This window comes from Sphingomonas sp. NFR04, assembly GCF_900114095.1.
Lineage (GTDB): Bacteria > Pseudomonadota > Alphaproteobacteria > Sphingomonadales > Sphingomonadaceae > Sphingomonas.
In genome coordinates this window covers 201,731-221,719 of sequence record NZ_FORV01000007.1, presented here as the reverse complement: position 1 = coordinate 221,719, position 19,989 = coordinate 201,731, and the positions used below count along the sequence as shown (strand labels likewise).

Annotated in this window: 15 protein-coding genes; 13 read left to right on the top strand and 2 right to left on the bottom strand. The window is 67.4% G+C overall.

The genetic code is table 11. The annotated features are described in order from the left end of the window. Positions 1-132: 132 nt before the first annotated feature. The 3 genes from BM009_RS18710 to BM009_RS18700 are packed head-to-tail and all read left to right on the top strand — an operon-like array spanning position 133 to position 3,275. The gene (locus BM009_RS18710; RefSeq protein ID WP_093298501.1) at positions 133-564 is read left to right on the top strand and encodes a hypothetical protein; all 432 of its coding nucleotides are present in this window, start codon (positions 133-135) and stop codon (positions 562-564) included. A 10-nt stretch (positions 565-574) separates the two neighbouring features. Then, positions 575-1,843, top strand: coding sequence for a hypothetical protein (locus BM009_RS18705; RefSeq protein ID WP_093298499.1), 1,269 nt, complete (start codon positions 575-577; stop codon positions 1,841-1,843). A gap of 4 nt (positions 1,844-1,847) precedes the next feature. Beyond that, entirely contained in the window at positions 1,848-3,275 is a 1,428-nt protein-coding gene (locus BM009_RS18700; protein ID WP_093298498.1) for a Dyp-type peroxidase, read from the top strand. A 4-nt stretch (positions 3,276-3,279) separates the two neighbouring features. Here BM009_RS18700 and BM009_RS18695 read toward each other — a convergent pair whose 3' ends face one another. Further along, positions 3,280-5,073, bottom strand: a complete 1,794-nt coding sequence (locus BM009_RS18695; RefSeq protein ID WP_093298496.1) for a GMC family oxidoreductase — start codon at positions 5,071-5,073, stop codon at positions 3,280-3,282. Next, positions 5,070-7,529 carry a hypothetical protein gene (locus BM009_RS18690; RefSeq protein WP_093298494.1) on the bottom strand — a complete coding sequence of 820 codons (2,460 nt, stop codon included), beginning with the start codon at positions 7,527-7,529 and terminating at the stop codon, positions 5,070-5,072. The genes BM009_RS18695 and BM009_RS18690 overlap by 4 nt, the downstream gene beginning before the upstream one ends. A gap of 149 nt (positions 7,530-7,678) precedes the next feature. Here BM009_RS18690 and BM009_RS18685 point away from each other — a divergent pair, with 149 nt between their 5' ends. From BM009_RS18685 to BM009_RS18640, 10 genes are all read left to right on the top strand, one after another. After that, entirely contained in the window at positions 7,679-8,758 is a 1,080-nt protein-coding gene (locus tag BM009_RS18685) for a T6SS phospholipase effector Tle1-like catalytic domain-containing protein (RefSeq protein ID WP_175488120.1), read from the top strand. 306 nt (positions 8,759-9,064) lie between these two features. Then, on the top strand, positions 9,065-9,838 hold the full coding sequence (gene rfbF, locus BM009_RS18680) for a glucose-1-phosphate cytidylyltransferase (RefSeq protein ID WP_093298491.1): 774 nt from the start codon (positions 9,065-9,067) through the stop codon (positions 9,836-9,838). Beyond that, positions 9,835-10,905, top strand: coding sequence for a CDP-glucose 4,6-dehydratase (rfbG, locus tag BM009_RS18675; protein ID WP_254772353.1), 1,071 nt, complete (start codon positions 9,835-9,837; stop codon positions 10,903-10,905). The genes rfbF and rfbG overlap by 4 nt, the downstream gene beginning before the upstream one ends. 4 nt (positions 10,906-10,909) lie before the next feature. Beyond that, entirely contained in the window at positions 10,910-12,271 is a 1,362-nt protein-coding gene (rfbH, locus tag BM009_RS18670) for a lipopolysaccharide biosynthesis protein RfbH (RefSeq protein ID WP_093298488.1), read from the top strand. Positions 12,272-12,451: 180 nt separating this feature from the next. Continuing rightward, on the top strand, positions 12,452-14,296 hold the full coding sequence (locus BM009_RS18665) for a thiamine pyrophosphate-binding protein (RefSeq protein WP_093298486.1): 1,845 nt from the start codon (positions 12,452-12,454) through the stop codon (positions 14,294-14,296). Continuing rightward, positions 14,293-14,955 (top strand): HAD family hydrolase, encoded by a 663-nt coding sequence (locus tag BM009_RS18660; RefSeq protein ID WP_175488119.1) that lies wholly within the window; start codon positions 14,293-14,295, stop codon positions 14,953-14,955. Before BM009_RS18665 ends, BM009_RS18660 begins: the two co-directional genes overlap by 4 nt. Further along, positions 14,948-15,925 carry an NAD-dependent epimerase/dehydratase family protein gene (locus BM009_RS18655; protein WP_175488118.1) on the top strand — a complete coding sequence of 326 codons (978 nt, stop codon included), beginning with the start codon at positions 14,948-14,950 and terminating at the stop codon, positions 15,923-15,925. Before BM009_RS18660 ends, BM009_RS18655 begins: the two co-directional genes overlap by 8 nt. Before the next feature lie 51 nt (positions 15,926-15,976). Further along, positions 15,977-17,944, top strand: coding sequence for an SLBB domain-containing protein (locus BM009_RS18650; protein WP_093298482.1), 1,968 nt, complete (start codon positions 15,977-15,979; stop codon positions 17,942-17,944). Beyond that, complete coding sequence (locus BM009_RS18645) at positions 17,941-19,029, top strand: GumC domain-containing protein (protein ID WP_175488117.1); 1,089 nt, start codon at positions 17,941-17,943, stop codon at positions 19,027-19,029. The genes BM009_RS18650 and BM009_RS18645 overlap by 4 nt, the downstream gene beginning before the upstream one ends. Before the next feature lie 2 nt (positions 19,030-19,031). Next, entirely contained in the window at positions 19,032-19,982 is a 951-nt protein-coding gene (locus BM009_RS18640) for a glycosyltransferase family 2 protein (protein ID WP_093298479.1), read from the top strand. Positions 19,983-19,989: the final 7 nt, after the last annotated feature.

The following is a 19,989-nucleotide window of genomic DNA, read 5'->3' as shown; positions in this document are numbered from 1 at the left end:
CGCGATTGTGCAGGAAAATGCGATTGCTGTCATCGGCGAATACTGTCGCGCCGCAAATAGAATCCAAGCATGACTTGCCAGGAGCGAGGAAGTGCGGGATGATTTGCGAAGAGAATCGGGAGAGGGGATGCCATGACGGTCACCGTTGCCGATCTTTTGGCGAAATCGAATCAGGAACTCGACGATCTGTTCGCCGGTGCCGAACGCGGTGATATTCCCGATGGCGAGGCAAAGGGCACCGCGATCATCGCGCCGGGCACCGTCTTCACACATGAACTGGCGCAGCTCGTCAATCTTTTTGCGTGGCAGGGCAAGGTGTTCGACGCCGAACATGGCTTTCTGCGCAACCACATCCTGCCATTCGGCCTCAAGGCGATCGTCGCCAGGGTTTATTATGGCGAGAGCTGGTATGATCAGAAGGATTGCATCGTCATCGACTATTCGCAGACCTCGCTCGTCGCCGAGCGGGTGCGCGACGAGATCCGGCTGGTCGCGCCGGGGCTGTTCCTCGGCAAGGTCTATTGGGGCAAGAAGCCGCTGATCCACTTCGTGCTGGAAGTGTAGGGCGGGCACCATGCCGCGGCTGTCGACCCTCTTCGTCGCGGCGGAAGTGGCGCAGGATGCAATCGCGCCGCTCGACGAATTGCTGCGGTCGATGGCCTGCGCGCCGGGCCAGGCAGACCCGGCCAATCCGCTCGTCCCGTTCGGCGCGATCGCCGGGGTGCAGGTCGCGCGGTTCGTGGTGCTCGAGGACCCGTCGCTGCCCGATCGCATCGGGCACAGCCCGTTTCCGCCCCATGAGCCGACCAGGCTCGCGCTGCTCGTCGACGGCGACGGCTCGCCGGAGGAGCTGATCGACCGCTTCGTGGCGGCGGCCGCGCCGGGCCTCACCCGCATCTTCCGCCATTGCGATCCCGGGCTTGCCGAGGATGCGCTGGCGGCCTGGATGCGCCGCCACCAGATCCGTCCGGCCGCCACCTATGCCAATCGCCCCGATCGCGCGAGCCGGCAGATCCGCGAGGAAGCTGCGCTGCACGATGCGCTGCTGGCGGCGCGGCTTGCCTATCCGGCCGCGACACCCGAAGCGCTGTGGCCGCACCTGGAGGCCGCGGCGGCGGCGGTCCCGCTGACGCCTGTCCCCGCGCCCGGCCTGCTGGCGCGGCTCGCAGGCCTGGCCGGGCTGCTCCTGCCGCCGCTGCTGCTGCTGGCCTTCCTGCCGCTGCTGCTGCTCGCCGCGCCGGTGCTGATCGTGATGCTGCGGCGGCGCGAGACGACCGATCCGGTGATCGCGCCGCGGCCCGTCCGCGCGCGCAACGCGATGCTCTCGGCAATCGAGGATCATGATGTCGCCAACCAGTATAGCGCGATCGGCACGCTCAAGCCGGGCCGGTTCCGCCGCTGGCTCACCATCGCGATCCTCGCCGCGATCGGCTGGGGCGCGCACCACCTCTTCCGGCGCGGGCGGCTGGGGCGGGTGAACACGATCCACTTTGCCAGCTGGACCTTCCTCGACGACAAGCGCCGCGTGTTCTTCGCGAGCAATTACGACGGCAGCCGCGAGGCCTATAATGACGACTTCATCAACAAGGTCGCCTATGGCCTCAATCTCTCCTTCTCGAACGGGCTGGGCTATCCGCGCACCGACTGGCTGATCCTGGGCGGGGCGCGCCACGAGCAGGACTTCAAATGGTATCTGTTCCACCACCAGATCCCGACCCAGCTCTGGTACAATGCCTTTCGCGGGCTGACTGCCTACGACATGGCGCGCAATGCCCGGCTGCGCGCGGCGTTCGAAGCGCGGCCGACCGGCACGGCGCTGCACCGCTTCGTGGCGGAGATCTGAGCCGATGCCCGCACCGCGCGCCGATCTGCACGACGTCCAGGCGCTGGTGCGATCCGGCTTCGGCTCGCTCGGCGCCGCACGCTACCTGTTGCTGCGGATCGGCGATGCGGCAGCGGCGAAGGCCTGGCTGGCCCGGCAGGTGCCGACCCCCGCCGGCGCGGTGGGCGGCGGCGGCACCACGCTCGACCGGGTGCTCCAGATCGCCTTCACCCCCGCCGGGCTGATCGCGGCCGGGTTCGAAGCGGCGGAGCTGGAGACGCTGGCCCCCGAATTTCTCGACGGCATGGCGGGCAGCGAGCGCCGATCGCACCGGCTCGGCGATGTCGGGGAGAACGCCCCCGATCGCTGGCACTGGGGCGTGGGCGCGAACGAGCCGCACATGCTCCTCGTGCTGATCGCGCGGCGGGACGCGTTCGGCGGCTGGGCGTCGGCAATCGAGCAGGATGCGCTCGCAAGCGGCTTCACCCGTGTGGCGGCGCTCGACAGCTGCCCGGGGGACGAGGACGGCCGGCCCTCGCGCGAACCCTTCGGCTTTGCCGACGGCCTGTCGCAGCCCGATCTCGACTGGGAAGCCAGGCTCGCGCTGACCGGCGCGGTCAATCGCGATTATCGGCCGGGCATCGCGCTCGGCGAGGTGCTGCTGGGCCACACCAACGAATATGGCGCGGTGGCGGGGGATCCCGGCGGGCCGCTGGTCCAGCGCAACGGCAGCTATCTCGTGTACCGCCAGCTCGAGCAGGACGTGGCCGGCTTCTGGCGCTGGACCGCCGAGGCGGCGGGCCCTGGCCAGGCGCGCTGGCTTGCCGAGCGGCTGGTGGGGCGGGGGATCGACGGCGACGCGCTGCCGGGACTTGCCGGAGAGGGCGCCGGGGCGAACGACTTCCTGTTCAAGGACGACCCGCACGGCCTCGCCTGTCCGCTGGGCGCGCATGTCCGCCGCGCCAATCCGCGCGTCGGCGACGATCCGCTGGGCCGGCGCGGCTTCGTCCGGGACCTGATCGCGACGCTCGGTTTCGCGGGGCCGGCGCAGGAGGATGCGGTGGCGAGCGCGCGCTTCCACCGGCTGCTCCGCCGCGGACGGCCCTATGGCACCCTGCTGTCGCCCGAAGCGGCGTTGGGGCTGGATGGGCCCGCGCCCGAAGCCGGACTCCACTTCCTGTGCCTCAACGCCAATCTCGCCCGGCAGTTCGAGTTCGTCCAGGGCGCGTGGCTGGCCAGCCCCACCTTTGCCGGGCTGTGCCAGGAGAGCGATCCATTGCTCGGCAACCGCCTGCCCTTCCCGGATGCGCGCCGCACCGATCTGTTCCGCTATCACGATGCCGAGGGGCTGCCGCGCATCGCCCGGGCGTTGCCGCGCTTCGTCACCGTGCGCGGCGGAGCCTATTTCTTCCTGCCCGGCCTCGCGGGGCTGGCATCGATCGCGGCGCGCTGACGTCTCAGGCGGTAGCGGGCGCCCCGGGCAGGATGTCGGCGGCGATCTTCTCGGCCGCGAGCATGATCGGCGCGGCGAGGAACAGCCCCGGGATATGCGGGAAGATCGAAGCGTCGACCACCCGCAGGCCGGTGACGCCGTGCACCCGGCACTGGCCGTCGAGCACCGGACCGATCGCGGCCGTCCCGCAGGCGTGATGCCCCCAGGCGTGATCGGCGACCCAGTCGCGCAGTGCCGGACCGGTAAGGCCGGAGCCGGGGATTTCCTCCTCGGCGATCAGCCCCGCTGCGATCAGCGGCGCGGCGAGACTCCGCGCCATTGTGACGCCCTCGACCAGCGCATCGAGATCGGCCGCGCCGCCTTCCGCGAAGTTGCGGAAGTTGATGATCGGCGCGCCGCGCGGATTGGCGGGATTTAGTGTCACGCTGCCCGCCCGGTTGCGCGTACCGCCCTTGAGGATCGCCCAGGTGAAACCGTTCAGCCCGGGCCAGATCGCCGCCGCATAGCCCTCCCGATAGCCGCTGAATCGCCCGAGCAGCCCCATCAGCACCAGGTCCGGATTGGCCCCATCCGCACGGGACGAGCGGCGCAGCGCCGCGATCGCGCAGCCATTGGAGGTGTACATGCCGCCGCGCCACCAGCGCCACCGCCGATAGAGCGGGTCGTGCACGTCGAACCGCGCGCCGCGCAGCGATGCCCAGGGTCTCGCCATGCGATGGACGATGCCGATCTCGTAGCGGTCCTGCAGGTTGCGGCCGACCGCGGGCAGGGCGATGCGCGGCGCGATGCCGCAGGCGGCGAGGGCGGCAGGATCGCCGATGCCGGAAAGCATCAGCAGCTTGGGCGTCTCGAATGCGCCCGCGGCGACGATCACCTCGCGCCGTGCCGCGACGATCTCGACCTGCTCGGCCGGGCGAGAGGGATCGTGCTGGCGGCCGGGGCAACGTTCGACCCGCACGCCGGTGGCGCGGTCGCCGTCGAACTGGATCGCGCTCGCCCAGCTTTCGGTGCGCAGGTGGAGCCGATCGGGGTGGCGCCGCGCCACGTCGAGCAGCCGCTCGCGGGTGCCGCCGCGGGCATGGCGGTACGTCGCCAGTGGCAGATAGCAGAGCTGCTCGCCGCCCGCGCGCCGCACGTCATTGGGGTCGCCGAAATCGGTGAGGAACAGCCCCAGCCGCCGCAGCCAGCCGCGATCGCGGCCGAGGTCTTCGAGCGCGAGCCGTACCAGCATCCACAACAGCGGCAGGTCGGCGAGCGCCTTGAGCGGCATCGCCCGTTCCACCCGCAGCCAGCCGCGCCAGCCATGGCCGGTGGGATCGATGCCCAACCGCGCGAGCAGGCGGCGCAACGGGCGGTGCCGGCACGCCTCGAGCGCGCGGCGATGGCGGCGCATCGCGGCGGCCGACCAGCCGGAATCGCCGGTCGCCGCCGCCAGCGTGTCCCAGTCCGAATCGGGCGGGGTCAGGAAGATCATCGCATGGTGCGCGGTGCAGCCGCCGAGCGCGGCGGCGCGGGGATAATAGATGCCGCGCGGGGCCCAATTGCCGTCGCGTTCGCAGCGCGCCTCGTCGTCGAAATGGCGGACATAATAGGGCCAGTCGAAGCCCGGATTTTCCGATGCCATCGGGTGGAAGGCGGGCACGCGATAGTCGACGCCGGCGCGATCCTTGCCACAGTGCAGCGGATCGCTGCCGCCTTCGATCACCGCGACGCTGTAACCGGCCTCGGCCAGCCGGGCGGCGATCGTGCCGCCGCCCGCGCCCGAACCGACCACGACATAGTCGTAGACCTGGCTCACAGGGTCTTCAGATAGGCGACCAGCGCGGTCTTCTGGGCATCGCTCAGCACCGGTTCGGGTGTCTGGACGAAGGCGCGCTCGTCGGCGGTGAGGCCGGTGGCGTCGTTGAACTGGGCGGTGCCGAAATAATGGCCGCGATTGACCACGAAGTCGCGGCACTTGCTGAGCTTCATCAGATCGCCCCGCATCGGTGCGAAATGCGCGAGCAGCGTCTTGTCGTCGGCATTGCGCGGCAAGGTGAGCAGCAGGCGCTTCAGCGTCACCAGCGTCTCGAGCACCGCATGGTAATGCTGGACGATCACCCGCGGATCGTCGCTCTCCGCCAGCGGCTGGAGCGAGGCGAGCAGGTTGACCGGCATGCCCTTGGGGATCGGCCCCAGCGCGATATTGCCCTGCGCGTCGGTGAGCTTGGCCAGCAGGTCCCGATCGGCCTTGGGCATGCCGGGCAGCTGCGGCACCCAGCTTTCGGGGACGAAGATATAGCTGGTCTGGGTGGTGCGATCGATCCGGCCGCGAATGCCCGGCTGGAGCGGATCGCGGTCGCGGCGCTCGGGCCGGAGCATCTGGGCGATGGCCGCATCGAACGCGGCCATGCGCCCCGCCACCGAGGGGTCGCCGTTGAACGGCCCGACGCTGTTGTTGAGCAGGAAGGGCGCGGTCGACCACAGCGCGATCAGCGACGGCGGCCGGGTGAAGCCGCGCCCGCCGCCCGGCATCGGATAGGCGAGCGTCTGGCCGGTGAACGGGTCCTGATAGGAAGACTGGCCGATCGAGCCGAGCGTCTTGTAGCTCTCCGAGGAGAAATTGTCCCAGATATTGCCGCGCAGCGCGTTGGTGGCGAGCGGGCTGCACTGGTTGGTGCGTAGCAGAGTCTGCGGAATCCGCGCCTCGTTGCTCAGATAATTGCCGTCGAGGAAATCGGGCCGCTCGACGATCGCGCGCATCTTCGCCTTGAAGTCGGCGGTCTGCGTCCAGCGCCACCAGGCGAGGAAGCCGGCCTTGTAGTCCTTGGTGATCGCCGCACTCAGGTCGATCCCCGCGGGTGCCTGGGGCTGCTTGCTCGAATGGCAGCGCGCGCAGGTCTCGGCGAAGACGGTGCGGCCGCTGCCGACCAGCGCCGCGTCTTTGGCGAGGTAGGCGCCCCCGCCGGGCGCCGCGCGCAGCCGGTCGGGCTGGGCGGCCTTGAGGAAGAAGCGCGCCATGTTCGGCGTGCCCGCCTCGGTCGCGCGCCAGAACACCGAGTTGCGGCGTGCCGTCGCAATGGTGATCGGGGTGATCGGCTTGCCGCCGACGACGGGGTTGAAATGGGTCAGCCAGTCTTCGCTGAACAGCCCGATATTGAGATAGACGCGGTTGAGCGCCCCCAGCGCGCCGACCGAATCCGATCCGTCCTTCAGCACGTGCGGCGTCCACACATCGTCGGGCGCGTGGAAGAACTGGGTGAGCGCGGGATCGTTGGTGAACTGGTTGAACTGGGTGTTGTCGGCGCTGCCGCCCTTCAGCTTCTCGTGTGCGAAGCGCTTGGCGATTCCCAGCCGCGCGCCGAGGCTGTAGATCGCGTTCATCGTCCGCGGATTGTTGATGTTGTCGGTGGAGACGAGCGAGGTGTCCATCGCCCCCGGCCGATAGGTCATCACCAGCTGGTACATGAAGTTGCGCGGGTTGGGATCGGGGAAGAAGATCCGGTCGACCCACATATATTGCGCGCCCACCGTCGAATTGAGCTCGGCGAAGCTGGGATGCTCGGGGTCGGCGGGCGGGTGGATCGGGCTGGGGCCGACATGGCAGAAGCCGCAGCTCATGCCGACGCGGTACGGCCGGACCAGATCCTTGCGGTTATAGTAATTGGGGTCGCGGTAGTAGCGCTCGGCGTTCCACGCGGCGCGCGCCTTCTCGTCGAACGCGGGGTTGGGGAAGAGCCGCAGCCCCAGGATGCCGGTCGGCTCGCCATAATAGGAGCCCGCCGGCTGGACCTTGCCGAGCGCGCCCTGGACGACGCCAGGATATTTCTGCGCGTTGGCGAAGGGGTCGGCCGGGCAGTCCGGGCCGCTGCGCCGCACGTCGCGCCACAGGCCGAACTTGTCGGGCTGCCTCGGCGCGTCGAAACAGGGTTCGTTGACGATGCCGAGCTGGTGCCAGCGATGGTCGCGGCGATTGGGGCCATTGGGATCGGGCGCGACGATCTTGAGCAGGTCGAACCCGCCCAAGGTCGGCTTGTTCATATAGTCCCAGAAGCGATCGTTGCCGCCGGTCCAGACCAGCCACATGTTGCGGCCCTGCACTTCCTCCCGGGTGAGCGGCAGGCCATTGTCCATGGCGCGGAAATAATCCTCGTCGGCGTGCTTGAAATGGTCCGCGTCGAGACCGGCCAGCGCGGCCGCGTCCTTGTTGCCGCCGCTGCACGCCCCCAGCACGAGCAGCGGCAGGATGAACGCCACCGAGCGGGCGATCCTCATAATGTCTTTTCCCCCTCCAGAGCAGTAACGAAACGCTAAGACTCGTCGCACGCACGGACCCGGGTACATTCTTTGCTTGGGATGGTGACAGCTTTGCGCGAAACGGGCAAGATGGGATGCAGGTGGGAACGTCGGGGGAGGCGAAAGAAATGGCGCGCAATCTTGTGCTGTGCTGCGACGGTACTTCGAACGAGTTCGCAAAAGATCGCACCAGCGTGATCAAGCTCTTCCACGCGCTGGAAAAGGATCCTGCGCGGCAAGCGGTCTATTACCATCCGGGCATCGGCACGCGGGCGCCGACCGGCATCGGCACCAAGGTGGGCGGCACTGTCGGCAAGTGGCTGGGGCTCGCCTTCGGCTACCGGCTGCAGGACGACATCGTCGACGCCTATCGCTTCCTGATGAACGCCTATCAGCCGGGCGACCAGGTGTTCCTGTTCGGCTTCAGCCGCGGTGCCTATACCGCGCGGGTGGTGGCGGCGATGCTGTCGATGTACGGCCTCGCGGCGCCGGGCAACGACGCCCTGGTGCCGTTCGCGGTGGAGATGATGTGGGCGATCCGGCGCGCCAGGCGCGAGTCCGACAAGCGCGACTATTTCCAGCTCGCCGCCGACTTCAAGACGACCATCTCCTGGCGCGACTGCCCCGTCCATTTCCTCGGCGTGTGGGATACGGTCAACTCGGTCGGCTGGATCGGCGACCCGCTGGCGCTGCCCTATACGCGCAAGGTTCCCGGCACGGCGATCATCCGCCATGCCATGGCGCTCGACGAGCGTCGCGGCTTCTTCCGGGTCAACTGGTTCGAGGAGGAGCCCGGCCGCGACATCCGGCAGGTATGGTTTCCCGGCTGGCACGGCGATGTCGGCGGCGGCTGGCCCGAGGCGGACAGCGGCCTGTCCAAATATCCGCTCGCCTGGATGGCGGACGAGGCGCGCGCGGCGGGGCTGCTGCTCGACCAGGGGCGGCTCGACGAAGTGCTCGGCAAGACCAATCCCCGCTACGCCCCGGCATCCCCCACCGCGACGCTGCACGACCGTACGATGACCTTCTTCTGGTCGCTGGCCGAATTCGTGCCCAAGAAACGCTACAGCTTCGCCAAGCAACGCTGGGAGTGGCGGGCGAACCTGTTCCGCCGCCGTACCCTGCCGCCTGCGCCGCTGGTCCACCACATCGCCTGGGAGATACCGGGCTATGCCGAGCGGCGGCCTCCCGACGCGATCAAAGTATAGCCCGGCCGGCGATCCAAGGGGGAGGCGCCACGCCGCGATGCCGGCCCATCGGCGCAATCTGTCCGAAGGGCGAATAGTTGGAGCGTATTGTTAACACGCGCCCGGACGCGCAACTGATGCTTTCGGCAACCGCTGCTATCGAAAAACCCGGGCAGCCTCTGGCGCCCGCAGCTTCTTCTTCGTGCGCGCGGGCGGTCGCCTAGTTGCGCTTCCTCCCTGCGACCAGCTGTCTGAGAGAGAACTTGACAGGCCAACCGGAAGCTTCCACGGAGGCGCGGGCAAAGTCATCTCAATTACTGGAATATCATGTCGGTCAAAGCAGTTATCCTAGCCGGGGGGCTGGGAACCCGCCTAGGCGAAGAGACGTCCGTGCGTCCCAAGCCGATGGTGGAAGTTGGCGGGATGCCGATTCTGTGGCACATCATGAAGATCTATTCCAGTCATGGGATCAATGACTTCGTGATCTGCCTCGGATATAAGGGGTACATGATCAAGGAGTATTTTGCGAATTACTTCTTGCATACTGCCGACGTGACTTTGGACCTCTCCAAGAACAGCATGGAGGTTCACCAGAACTGGAGCGAGCCGTGGCGGATCACGCTCGTGGAGACCGGCACGGACGCGATGACCGGCGGCCGTCTGCGCGCCGTGCGCCAGTATCTGGAGCCGGGCACGCCCTTCTGCTTCACCTATGGCGACGGAGTCGCCGATATCGACGTGACGGCGCAGCTTGCTTTCCATCGCGCGCATGGCCGCAAGGCGACGATCACCGCCGTCGCACCGCCGGGACGCTTCGGCGCGCTCGAGTTCCAGGGCGACAGCGTGCGCAGCTTCGTCGAGAAGCCGGCCGGTGACGGCGGGCTGATCAACGGCGGGTTCTTCGTGCTCGATCCATCCGTTGTCGACCTGATCGATGGACCGGAAACGATCTGGGAGCGCGAGCCGCTGGAGCGTCTGGCGTCCTCGGGCGAGCTGATGGGCTATCGCCACGACGGATTCTGGCAGCCGATGGATACGCTGCGCGACAAGCAGCATCTCGAAGCCCTGTGGGCGCAGGGAGCTCCCTGGAAGTCATGGTGAACGAAGATTTCTGGCGTGGCCGCAGGGTGTTCCTGACCGGCCACACCGGGTTCAAGGGCAGCTGGCTGGCCTTGTGGCTGACCCGCATGGGCGCCGAGGTGACCGGCTTCTCGCTCGAGGCGGAGCCGGTCAGCCTGTTCCGCCAGGCCGGAATCGCCGACATGGTCACCCATGTCGAAGGCGATATCCGCGACATGGCGGCGGTGGAGGCGGCGATGGCCGCCGCGCAGCCGGAGGTGGTGTTCCACCTCGCCGCGCAGCCGCTGGTCCGCCTGTCCTACGAGACGCCGGTCGAGACCTTCGCCACCAACGTCCAGGGCACCGCGCACGTGCTCGATGCCTGCCGCCGCGTCGACGGGCTGAAGGCGATCGTCTGCGTCACCAGCGACAAATGCTACGAGAACCGCGAATGGGTCTGGCCCTATCGCGAGAGCGATCCGATGGGCGGCTATGATCCGTACAGCGCCAGCAAGGGCGCGGCGGAGCTGATCATCGCGGCCTATCGCCGCAGCTTCTTCGCCAACGGGCCGCAGCTCGCCTCGGTCCGTGCGGGCAACGTGATCGGCGGCGGCGACTGGGCGGCGGACCGGTTGATCCCGGACATCGTCCGCGCGCTGATCGCCGGCGAAGCGCCGTTCATCCGCTCGCCGGGCTCGATCCGGCCATGGCAGCACGTGCTCGAAGCGCTGGGCGGCTATCTGATGATCGCGCAGCACCTCGCCGCGGGCGATGCCTGGGCGGCGACCGGCTGGAACTTCGGCCCGGCCGACGACGACACCCAGCCGGTGCGCTGGATCGCCGATCGCATGTGCGCCGCCTGGGGCGGTGCCTCCTGGCGCACCGAGGAGCAGGCGCAGCTGCACGAGGCCAAGATCCTCAAGCTCGATTGCTCGAAGGCGCGCACCGAACTCGGCTGGCGCCCGGCGCTTCGGCTCGAAGACGCCCTGCGCTACATCGTCGACTGGCACCGCGCCGTCGCCGATGGCGGAAATGCGCTTGAAACATCAATTGCCCAATTGGATGCATATCGCCAGCAGCTAGACCGCGTGCTGGCGGGGAGAAAGTAGGATCATGACTGTTCAGGAACTGGCTGCGAACCCGGCCGCGCTGGCCGAAGATTGCGACGAGGGCCAGCTTCGCTCGCTGATCCTCAACCTGACCGAGGAATATGCCCGGCGCTTCCACGCGCCCAAGACCTTCGTGCCCGGCGAAAGCGTCGTGCCGGTCTCGGGTAAGGTCTATGATTCGAGCGACATGCGGAATCTCGTCGATTCCTCGCTCGACTTCTGGCTCACCACCGGTCGCTTCAACGACGCGTTCGAGGCTAAGCTGGCCAAGCGTCTCGGCGTCGCGCACGCGCTGACCACCAACAGCGGCTCGTCGGCGAACCTGCTGGCGCTGTCGACGCTGACCTCGCACTATTTCCGCGGCGACGCGCTGAAGGCGGGCGACGAGGTCATCACCGTCGCCACCGGCTTCCCGACCACGGTCAACCCGTCGCTGCAATACGGCCTGACCCCGGTGTTCGTCGACGTCGACATCCCCACCTACAACATCAAGCCCGAGATGATCGAGGCGGCGGTCAGCGACAAGACCCGTGCGATCATGATCGCGCACACGCTGGGCAACCCGTTCGACCTCGCCGAGGTGATGCGCGTCGCCGAGAAGTATAATCTCTGGGTCGTCGAGGATTGCTGCGACGCGCTGGGCGCCACCTATAACGGTCAGGGCGTCGGCACCTTCGGCCATATCGGCACGCTGAGCTTCTATCCGGCGCACCACATCACCATGGGTGAGGGCGGCGCGGTGTTCACCGACAAGCCGCGCCTCAAGCGCGTGATCGAGTCGATGCGCGACTGGGGCCGCGATTGCTGGTGCGCGCCGGGCCAGGACAATACCTGCGGCAAGCGCTTCGCCCGCAAGCTCGGCACGCTGCCGATGGGCTACGACCACAAATATACCTATGGCCACGCCGGCTATAACCTGAAGATCACCGACATGCAGGCGGCCGTCGGCCTCTCGCAGCTCGGCCATCTCGACGGCTTCATCGCCGCCCGTGCGCGCAACTTCGCCGGGCTGACCGAGCGCCTGCGTGCGCATGAGGACGTGTTCATCCTGCCGGAGGCGACTCCGAACAGCGAGCCGTCCTGGTTCGGCTTCCCGATCACGATCCGTCCGGAAGCGGGCATCGATCGCGAGGCGCTGGTCCAGTATCTCAACGAGAAGAAGATCGGCACGCGCCTGCTGTTCGGCGGCAACCTGCTGCGCCAGCCCTATATGAAGGGTCGCAACTACCGCGTGGTCGGCGATCTGACCAATGCGGATCTGGTTACCACCAACACCTTCTGGATCGGCGTCTATCCGGGGCTGACCGCCGATCATCTCGACTATATCGTCGAGCAGATCGCGCTCTTCCTCCGTCAGGGCGCCTGACGCGAAACTTGGTGTGCCGGGCGGCGCAGGCGGGCGCCCCCGGCAGGCACTGGCGGGAACAAGGGCCGCTACGATCCGTCGAACCCCGTAGACAATCATCAACGATATCGAGCCGGTTAAGGAAGTCGCATCTACAATGATGGAGATCTTCTCGGCAAAAAGTGAGCTGGTTCGAATAGCATGGCAAAAACGCGCGTAGCCGATCTCATTGCCCGCATGCTGGTGGAGCACGGGATCACCGACTGCTTCATGCTCACCGGCGGCGGTGCCATGCATCTGAACGATGCATTCGGCCGAGAGAAGGGCCTGAACAAGGTCTTCACCCATCACGAGCAGGCCGCGGCGATCGCCGCCGAGGCCTATTGCCGTCTTTCCGGCACGCCGGCGGTGGTTAACGTCACCACCGGGCCGGGCGGCGTCAATGCGCTCAATGGCGTATATGGCGCCTATGTCGATTCGATCGGCATGGTGGTCGTGTCCGGCCAGGTGAAGCGCGAGACCTATGCCGGCAATTATCCGGCCATCCCGCTGCGCCAGCTGGGCGATCAGGAAGTCGACATCGTCTCGATGGTACGCGGCATCACCAAATATGCCGTGGTGCTCAACGATCCGCTCGACACGCGCAAGGTCGTGGAGAAGGCGCTGTATCTGTGCCGCCGCGGCCGCCCGGGCCCGGTGTGGATCGATGTTCCGATCGACGTCCAGGCCGCGCCGGTCGATTTCGACGCGCTCGAGCCGTTCGACCCCGCCAGCGCCGACGAGGCCGGCGAGGTGCCGAACAACCGTGCCGAACTCGGCCTGCTCGAAGGCGCAGCGCTCGAGGCGGAAGTCGCGGCGATGCTGGGCGAACTCTGCGCCGCCGAGCGTCCGGTCGTGCTGGTCGGCGCCGGCGTCCGCATTGCGGGCCAGCATGCCGAATTCCTGCGCTTCGTCGAGCGGCTGGGCGTGCCGGTGGTGACCGGCTGGAACGCGCACGACACGATGCCCAACGCCCACCCGCTCTATGTCGGCCGGCCCGGCACGGTCGGCGATCGCGGCGGCAATTTCGCGGTGCAGACCGCCGATTACGTGCTGGTGCTCGGCTCGCGCCTCAACATTCGCCAGATCAGCTACAATTGGCAGAGCTTCGCCCGCAACGCCCGCATCGCGATGGTCGAGATCGACGGCGCCGAGCTCGCCAAGCCGACGCTCAGCCTCCACCGCCCGATCCACGCCGACCTGCGCGCCTTCTTCGCGGTCGCCGCGGCCCTGCCGCTGCCGGAAGGCGACAAGGCCGAGGCGCGCGCCGCCTTCCTGGCGCGCAGTCGCGGGCGCGCGGCGCAATATCCGGTGGTCCTGCCCGACTATTGGGAGACCGACGGGCTGATCAACCCCTATGTGTTCGGCGAGCTGCTGTTCCGCGAACTGGAGGAAGGCGACATCATCGTCTCCGGCGACGGCACCGCCTGCGTCACCATGTTCCAGGCGGCCGATCTGAAACAGGGCCAGCGCCTCTTCACCAATTCGGGCTGCGCCTCGATGGGCTATGACCTGCCGGCCGCGATCGGCGCCTATCAGGCGGGCGGCGGACGGCGGATCATCTGCCTTGCCGGGGACGGCAGCATCATGATGAACCTGCAGGAACTGCAGACGATCGTCGGCCAGAATCTGCCGGTGAAGATCTTCGTGCTGAACAATGACGGCTATCATTCGATCCGCCAGTCGCAGCAGAACCACTTCCCGGACAACATCGTCGGCTGCGGCCCGGACAGCGGCCTGTCCTTCCCCAATTTCGCCAAGCTGGCGGCGGGCTTCGGCCTGCCCTCGTCCAACGTCGCGGGCCATGCCGATCTGTCGGCGGCGATCCGCGCCACGCTGGACGGCGAGGGGCCGCAGCTGTGCGAAGTGATGATCGACAAGCGCCAGGAATTCGCCCCCAAGCTCAGCTCGCGGCGCCTGGAGGACGGCACGATGGTGTCGCCGACGCTCGAGGACCTCTCGCCCTTCCTCTCGCGCGAGGATCTGGCCGAGGCGATGCGCCCGTGATCCGGCACGTCATCTTCGATCTCGACGGCACGCTGGTCGACAGCTGCGAGGTCTGCGTGTCGATCCTGACGGGCATGATCGGCGATCGGGGGGTGAAGCACGCGATCGATCCGGTCGAGGCGCGGCTGCACATGAGCAGCGGCGGCGCGGAGATGGTCTCGGCGTTGCTCGGGCCGGCGCGGCGCCACTTCGCGAACGACCTGGTCGACTTCCGCGCCCGCTATGCGCGCCACGTCACCAAGCGCGATAGCCTGTTCCCGGGGGTTGCGGCCGGGCTGGAGCGGCTGCACCGCGCCGGGCTCCGCCTCGCCATCTGCTCGAACAAGCCGCAGAATCTGTGCGAGAAGGTGCTCGCGGACACCGGGCTGGCCCAGTATTTCGAAGTCGTCGTCGGCGGCCAGCCGGGGCTGCGGCCCAAGCCCGAGCCCGATCTGCTGCGTGCGGTTACCGATCGTCTCGGCTGTGCGCCGCACGAGGCGGTATTCGTCGGCGACAGCGAACTCGATCACGCGGTCGCGCGGGATGCGGGCATGGCGTTCTACCTGATGACCTATGGCTATGCCGACCCCGAATGGGATCCCGGCCAGTCCGCCTGTTTCGACTGCTTCGCCACCTTCACCGATGCGCTGTCGGAACGCATCGGTTCGGTCCATGCTTGAACCCGCCGTCGCCCGCCATCTGGCAGAGGGCGACCAGCATATCGTCCTTGCCGGAGCCGGGGGGTGGCTGGGGCTGGCGACGCTCGACCTGCTGGAAAAGACGCTGGGCGACGCGCTGGAGACGCGCGTCTCCTGTTACGGCAGCGCTGCACGCACGCTGACGCTGCAGAGCGGCCGCCAGGTGCGGCAAAAGCCGCTGGCGGAGCTGCTGCAGCTGCAGGCGCAGCGCATCTGGCTGTTCCATTTCGCGTTCCTCACCAAGGATCGCGCCGAGACGCTCAGCGAGGAAGACTATCGCGCCGCCAACGAGACGATCAGCGCGACGGTGCTCGCGGCGGCGCGGAGCTTGCCGGTCGAGGCATTGTTCGTCGCCTCCTCGGGGGCGGTGACCAAGGTCGATGACTTGCAGGCGAGCCGGGCGATGCGGCTGTACGGCGCGATGAAGCTGGAGGACGAACGCCGCTTCGCCGCCTGGGCGGAAGAGTCCGGCCGGCGCGCGGTGATCGGCCGGATCTTCAACATCACCGGGCCATATATCAACAAGCACGCGGCCTATGCGATCGCCAACTTCATCCTCGACGCGCTGGCGCAGCGGCCGATCACCGTGCGGGCGCCGCGCGAGGTATTCCGCGCCTATGTGGCCATTCGCGAACTTATCTCCTTGATTTTGTCCCTGATGCGCGAAAATACGTCGGGCGTCGTCCAATTCGATTCCGGGGGGGCCGTGATGGAGTTGGGCGCCGTCGCCGCGACGGTGGCGGAAACCTTGGGAGGCGTGGGGGTCGAACGAGCGTTGATCACGGAAGGATCGGCGGATCGCTATGCGGGTGACGACGCGAGCTATGCAGCGCTCCTTGCGCAGCACGGCATCGCAACTGTTCCGCTGGATCAGCAAATTCGCGAAACGGCCGATTTTTTGCGCGGCGCGGTTGCGTCGGCGCCGGTGCTGGCCTCTCCGCCAGCCGCATGATAGTGGCCCGCACGGCGGCGCCAGACGACAAGCGAAGGAAATGAGATTTTCATGACGGTAACCATCAAGTCCAGCGCGACCAGGGCGATCCTTCGCCTGTCTGGATCGGTTTCGGTGGGCGCGCTGATGCTTGCACCGCTTCCCGCGCTCGCGCAGCTTGTCGATCCCAGCGAACTCGCCGAGGCAGCCCGCGAGGCCAATGCGCAGCAATCCGGCATGGACAGCAGCAGCGGCGCGGGACAGGGCGAGCGCGGCTCCTACGGCAGCCAGATCACCACGCGCCCCTATGAGCCGGTGTCGATCAGCGGGTCGGAGGTCACCAGCTACGAGCCGCAGAACAGCCCCGCATCGGGGCCGCAGCGCGGCAACAACGGCCTGCTCGACCTGAACAGCGTCGACCTCAAGAAGCCGGCCGCGCCGGGCGAGTTCGAACGCTGGGCACGCGAGGTCACCGGCCGTGACCTGAAGCGCTATGGCGCCGATCTGCTGACGGCAAGCGCACGCGACTTCACGGTACCTGCGACCACGACGATTCCGCCCGATTATGCGCTGAACGTCGGCGACGTGGTGTCGATCTCGATGACCGGCTCCGTCGACGGCAGTGTCGACCGCGAGATCGATCGCGACGGCCGCATCTTCCTGCCCAATGTCGGCTCGATCAGCCTGATCGGCGTGCGCTACCGCGATCTGAAGGATCGCGTCTCCGCCGCCATCGGCCGCCAGTTCCGCGGCTACGACGTCTCGGTCAGCGTCAAGCGGCTGCGCGGCGTACGCGTCTACGTCACCGGCTTCGCGAACAATCCGGGCGCCTATTCGGTGACCAGCCTGTCGACGCTGGTCAATGCCGTGCTCGCCGCGGGCGGCCCGTCCTCGGGAGGTAGCTTCCGCTCGGTCAAGCTCTACCGCAACGGCCGCGAAGTCACCGACTTCGACCTGTATCAGCTGCTCCGCAAGGGCGATCGCTCGCGTGATCCGGTGCTGCAGAACGAGGACGTGCTGTTCATCCCGGCGGTGGGCAAGCAGGTCGCCGTGGTCGGCAGCGTCAACGACGAGGCGATCTACGAAACGCGCGAGGGCGAGAGCCTGGCGGACGTGCTGGCGCTGGCCGGCGGACCGACCACCATCGCCGATCCGTCGCGCCTCATCCTGTATCGCCAGGCCGATCAGGATACCGTGGGCAGCCGGATGATCGACCGCAGCCTCGCCGGTGCCGAACGCGCCGAGGGCGGCGACATCATCCAGCTGCTGCCGCAGGGCTCGCTCACGCGGCCGCTCGAGCGCCAGCAGGCGGTCGTCCGCATCGAGGGCGAAGTGAACCGGCCGGGCAACTATTATGTGCCGCCCAATACGCCGCTGTCGAAGATCCTCGAAATGGCCGGAGGGCTGACGCCGCGCGCCTATGTGTACGGCACGCGATACTATCGCGAATCGGTGCGGGCGCAGCAGCGCCGCAGCTTCTCGGAGGCCGTGGACCAGATGGAAGTGTCGCTCGCCGCGGCACCGCTCACCGGCGATTCGCTGCAGGATGCGGGCCAGCGCCAGGCACAGATCGCGGCGGCCCGCAGCTTCCTCGATCAGATGCGCACCAAGCAGCCCGATGGGCGGCTGGTGCTGAACATCTCGGACGTGACCACCCCGCTGCCGGACGACCTGGCGGTGGAGAATAACGACCATATCGTCGTACCGCCGCGCGTGGCGACGGTGGGCGTGTTCGGCGCGGTGTATCGTCCGGCATCGTTCCTGCTCGAAGGCATGGCCGGATCGGTCGGCCAGTATCTCGAACGCGCCGGCGGTCCGATCCGCGGCGCCGACAAGGCCCGCATCTTCGTCGTTCGTGCCAACGGCTCGGTGCTGACGCAGAAGCGGGGTGCGCTGAAGGCCAAGGTGCTGCCGGGCGACACCGTCTTCGTGCCGCTCAAGACGCAGTCTTCGTCGGTCTGGGCGAAGATCCGCGACATCTCGGCCATCATCTTCCAATTCGGCCTCTCTGCGGCCGCAGTAGCGGCGATCAGCAATTGACCCCCCCTCGCACCATCACCGGCACCATCGCCAACGCGCCCGTCGTGCGGAACCCGCTCTGGCGGCGCGTAGCGCTGCTGGTGCTGATCATCATCTTCGCGCTGCTCACGCTGTTCCCGCAGAAATATCGCGCGGCGACCAGCCTGACCACCAGCGAGCCCAGCAGCCTCGGCCTCAGCGGGGCGCTGGGCCAGCTGGGTGCGATGAACAGCGTCTTCGGCAACCAGGCGGCGATCGAAGTCGCGCTGAAGATCGCGCGCAGCGACTATGTCCGCAGCAAGGTGTCCAAGCAGCTCAAGCTCCAGCAGGTGCTGGGCCGCGACGAGGTTGCCACGCATCGCTGGCTCGACCGGCACATGGACATCCGCTCGCTCAAGGGCGGGATCATCCAGTTCTCGATCCAGAACCGCGATCCCGATCTGGCCCGCAACATCATCTCCGCCTACACGGACGCGGTACGTACCCAGCTGGCGTCGATCGCGCTCGATCAGACCGCCTATAAGCGCAGGATCCTGTTCGAGCTGGTCGAAAATGCGAGCGACCGTCTGGCGAAGGCGCAGAGCGCCTATGACACCTTCCGACTGAAGACGCGCTATTCGAGCCCGCAGGCGGCGATCTATGCTGCCGGCGATCGCATCCCGGAAATGGAAGCGATGATCCGCTCGAAGCAGGTGCAGCTCGCGCAGATGCGCCAGTTCGCGACCGACGACAACATGCGCATCCGCCAGGTGATCGCCGAAGTCGAGGCGCTGCAGACGCAGCTTGCCTCCGCGAAGTCGCTCAAGCCGGGTGACCAGAGCTCGGTCGGGCAGGTCGTGCAGCAGTCGACCGAGGTCGACCGCCTGCGCCGTGAACTGACCTTCGCGCAGAGCCTGTACGACAACTACAAGAAGTTCCTGCAGGGTACCTCGGTCGAAGACCTGACGTCCAGCGCCAACGTCCGCGTGCTGGAGCCGGCCTATATCGATACGACGCGGCAGCTCAACATCTTCCCGCTGGCAATCCTGATCTGCCTGGTCGTGATCGGCGTGGCGATCGAATTCTATTCGGCGCGGCCGCCGCTGCTCGAAAAGGGCCTGGCCTGACCATGTCGACCCGGGCCGATACGCACCCCGACATTTCGGTCGTCATCCCGTGCTACAACGAGGAAGAGAATGCCGCCGCCATCTGTGCGGCGACGATCGCGGAGCTGGAGCCGCTGGCGATAAGCTTCGAGATCATCTTCATCGACAATGACTCGACGGATCGCACCGTCGACATCCTGCGCGCGATCTGCGCGCAGGATCCGCGGGTGCGGCTGATCGTCAACAGCCGCAACTATGGCCAGATGCGCTCGCCGACCTACGGCATCTACCAGGCGCGCGGCCGGGCGGTGATCGGCATGTGCGCCGATTTCCAGGATCCGCCGACGCTGATCCCGCATTTCGTCCAGCGCTGGCGCGCCGGGGTGGATATCGTGCTGGGCGTGCGCGAGACGGAGAAGACGGGGCCGGTCCTCACGGTGATGCGGCGCCTGTCCTATTGGCTGGCGCGCAACTTCGGCGATTATCCGGTGGTGCCGAACGCCACCGGCTTCGGCCTGTACACCGCGCGCGTCGTCGAGGCGACGCGTCGGCTTGCCGAGCCCGAACCCTTTTTCCGGGCGATGCTGGTCGAGACCGGCTATCGCCTCGAGACGATCAGCTATCCCCGCGCGCCGCGTGCGGCCGGCAAGTCGAAGAACAATTTCTTCGCGCTGTTCGATTTCGCGATGTCGGCACTGGCGGGATCGTCGAAGAAGCTGCTGCGCATGCCGCTTTATATCGGCGCGCTCGGCGCGCTGCTCACCCTGGTCATGCTGATCGGCGGCATGGTGGCGTTCGTCCTCGGCAAGCCGATCGCGGGCTGGTTCATCGCCTCGGTCGTCCAAGCCGAATTCGCCGCGCTGTTCGGTTTCATCGGCCTTCTCGGCGACAATGTCCGGATCATCTCCGAGCGTACCCGGCGTACCCCCCTGGTTCTCGAGCGTGAGCGCGTGAACTTCCCGCCGGATTATTGATCATGGT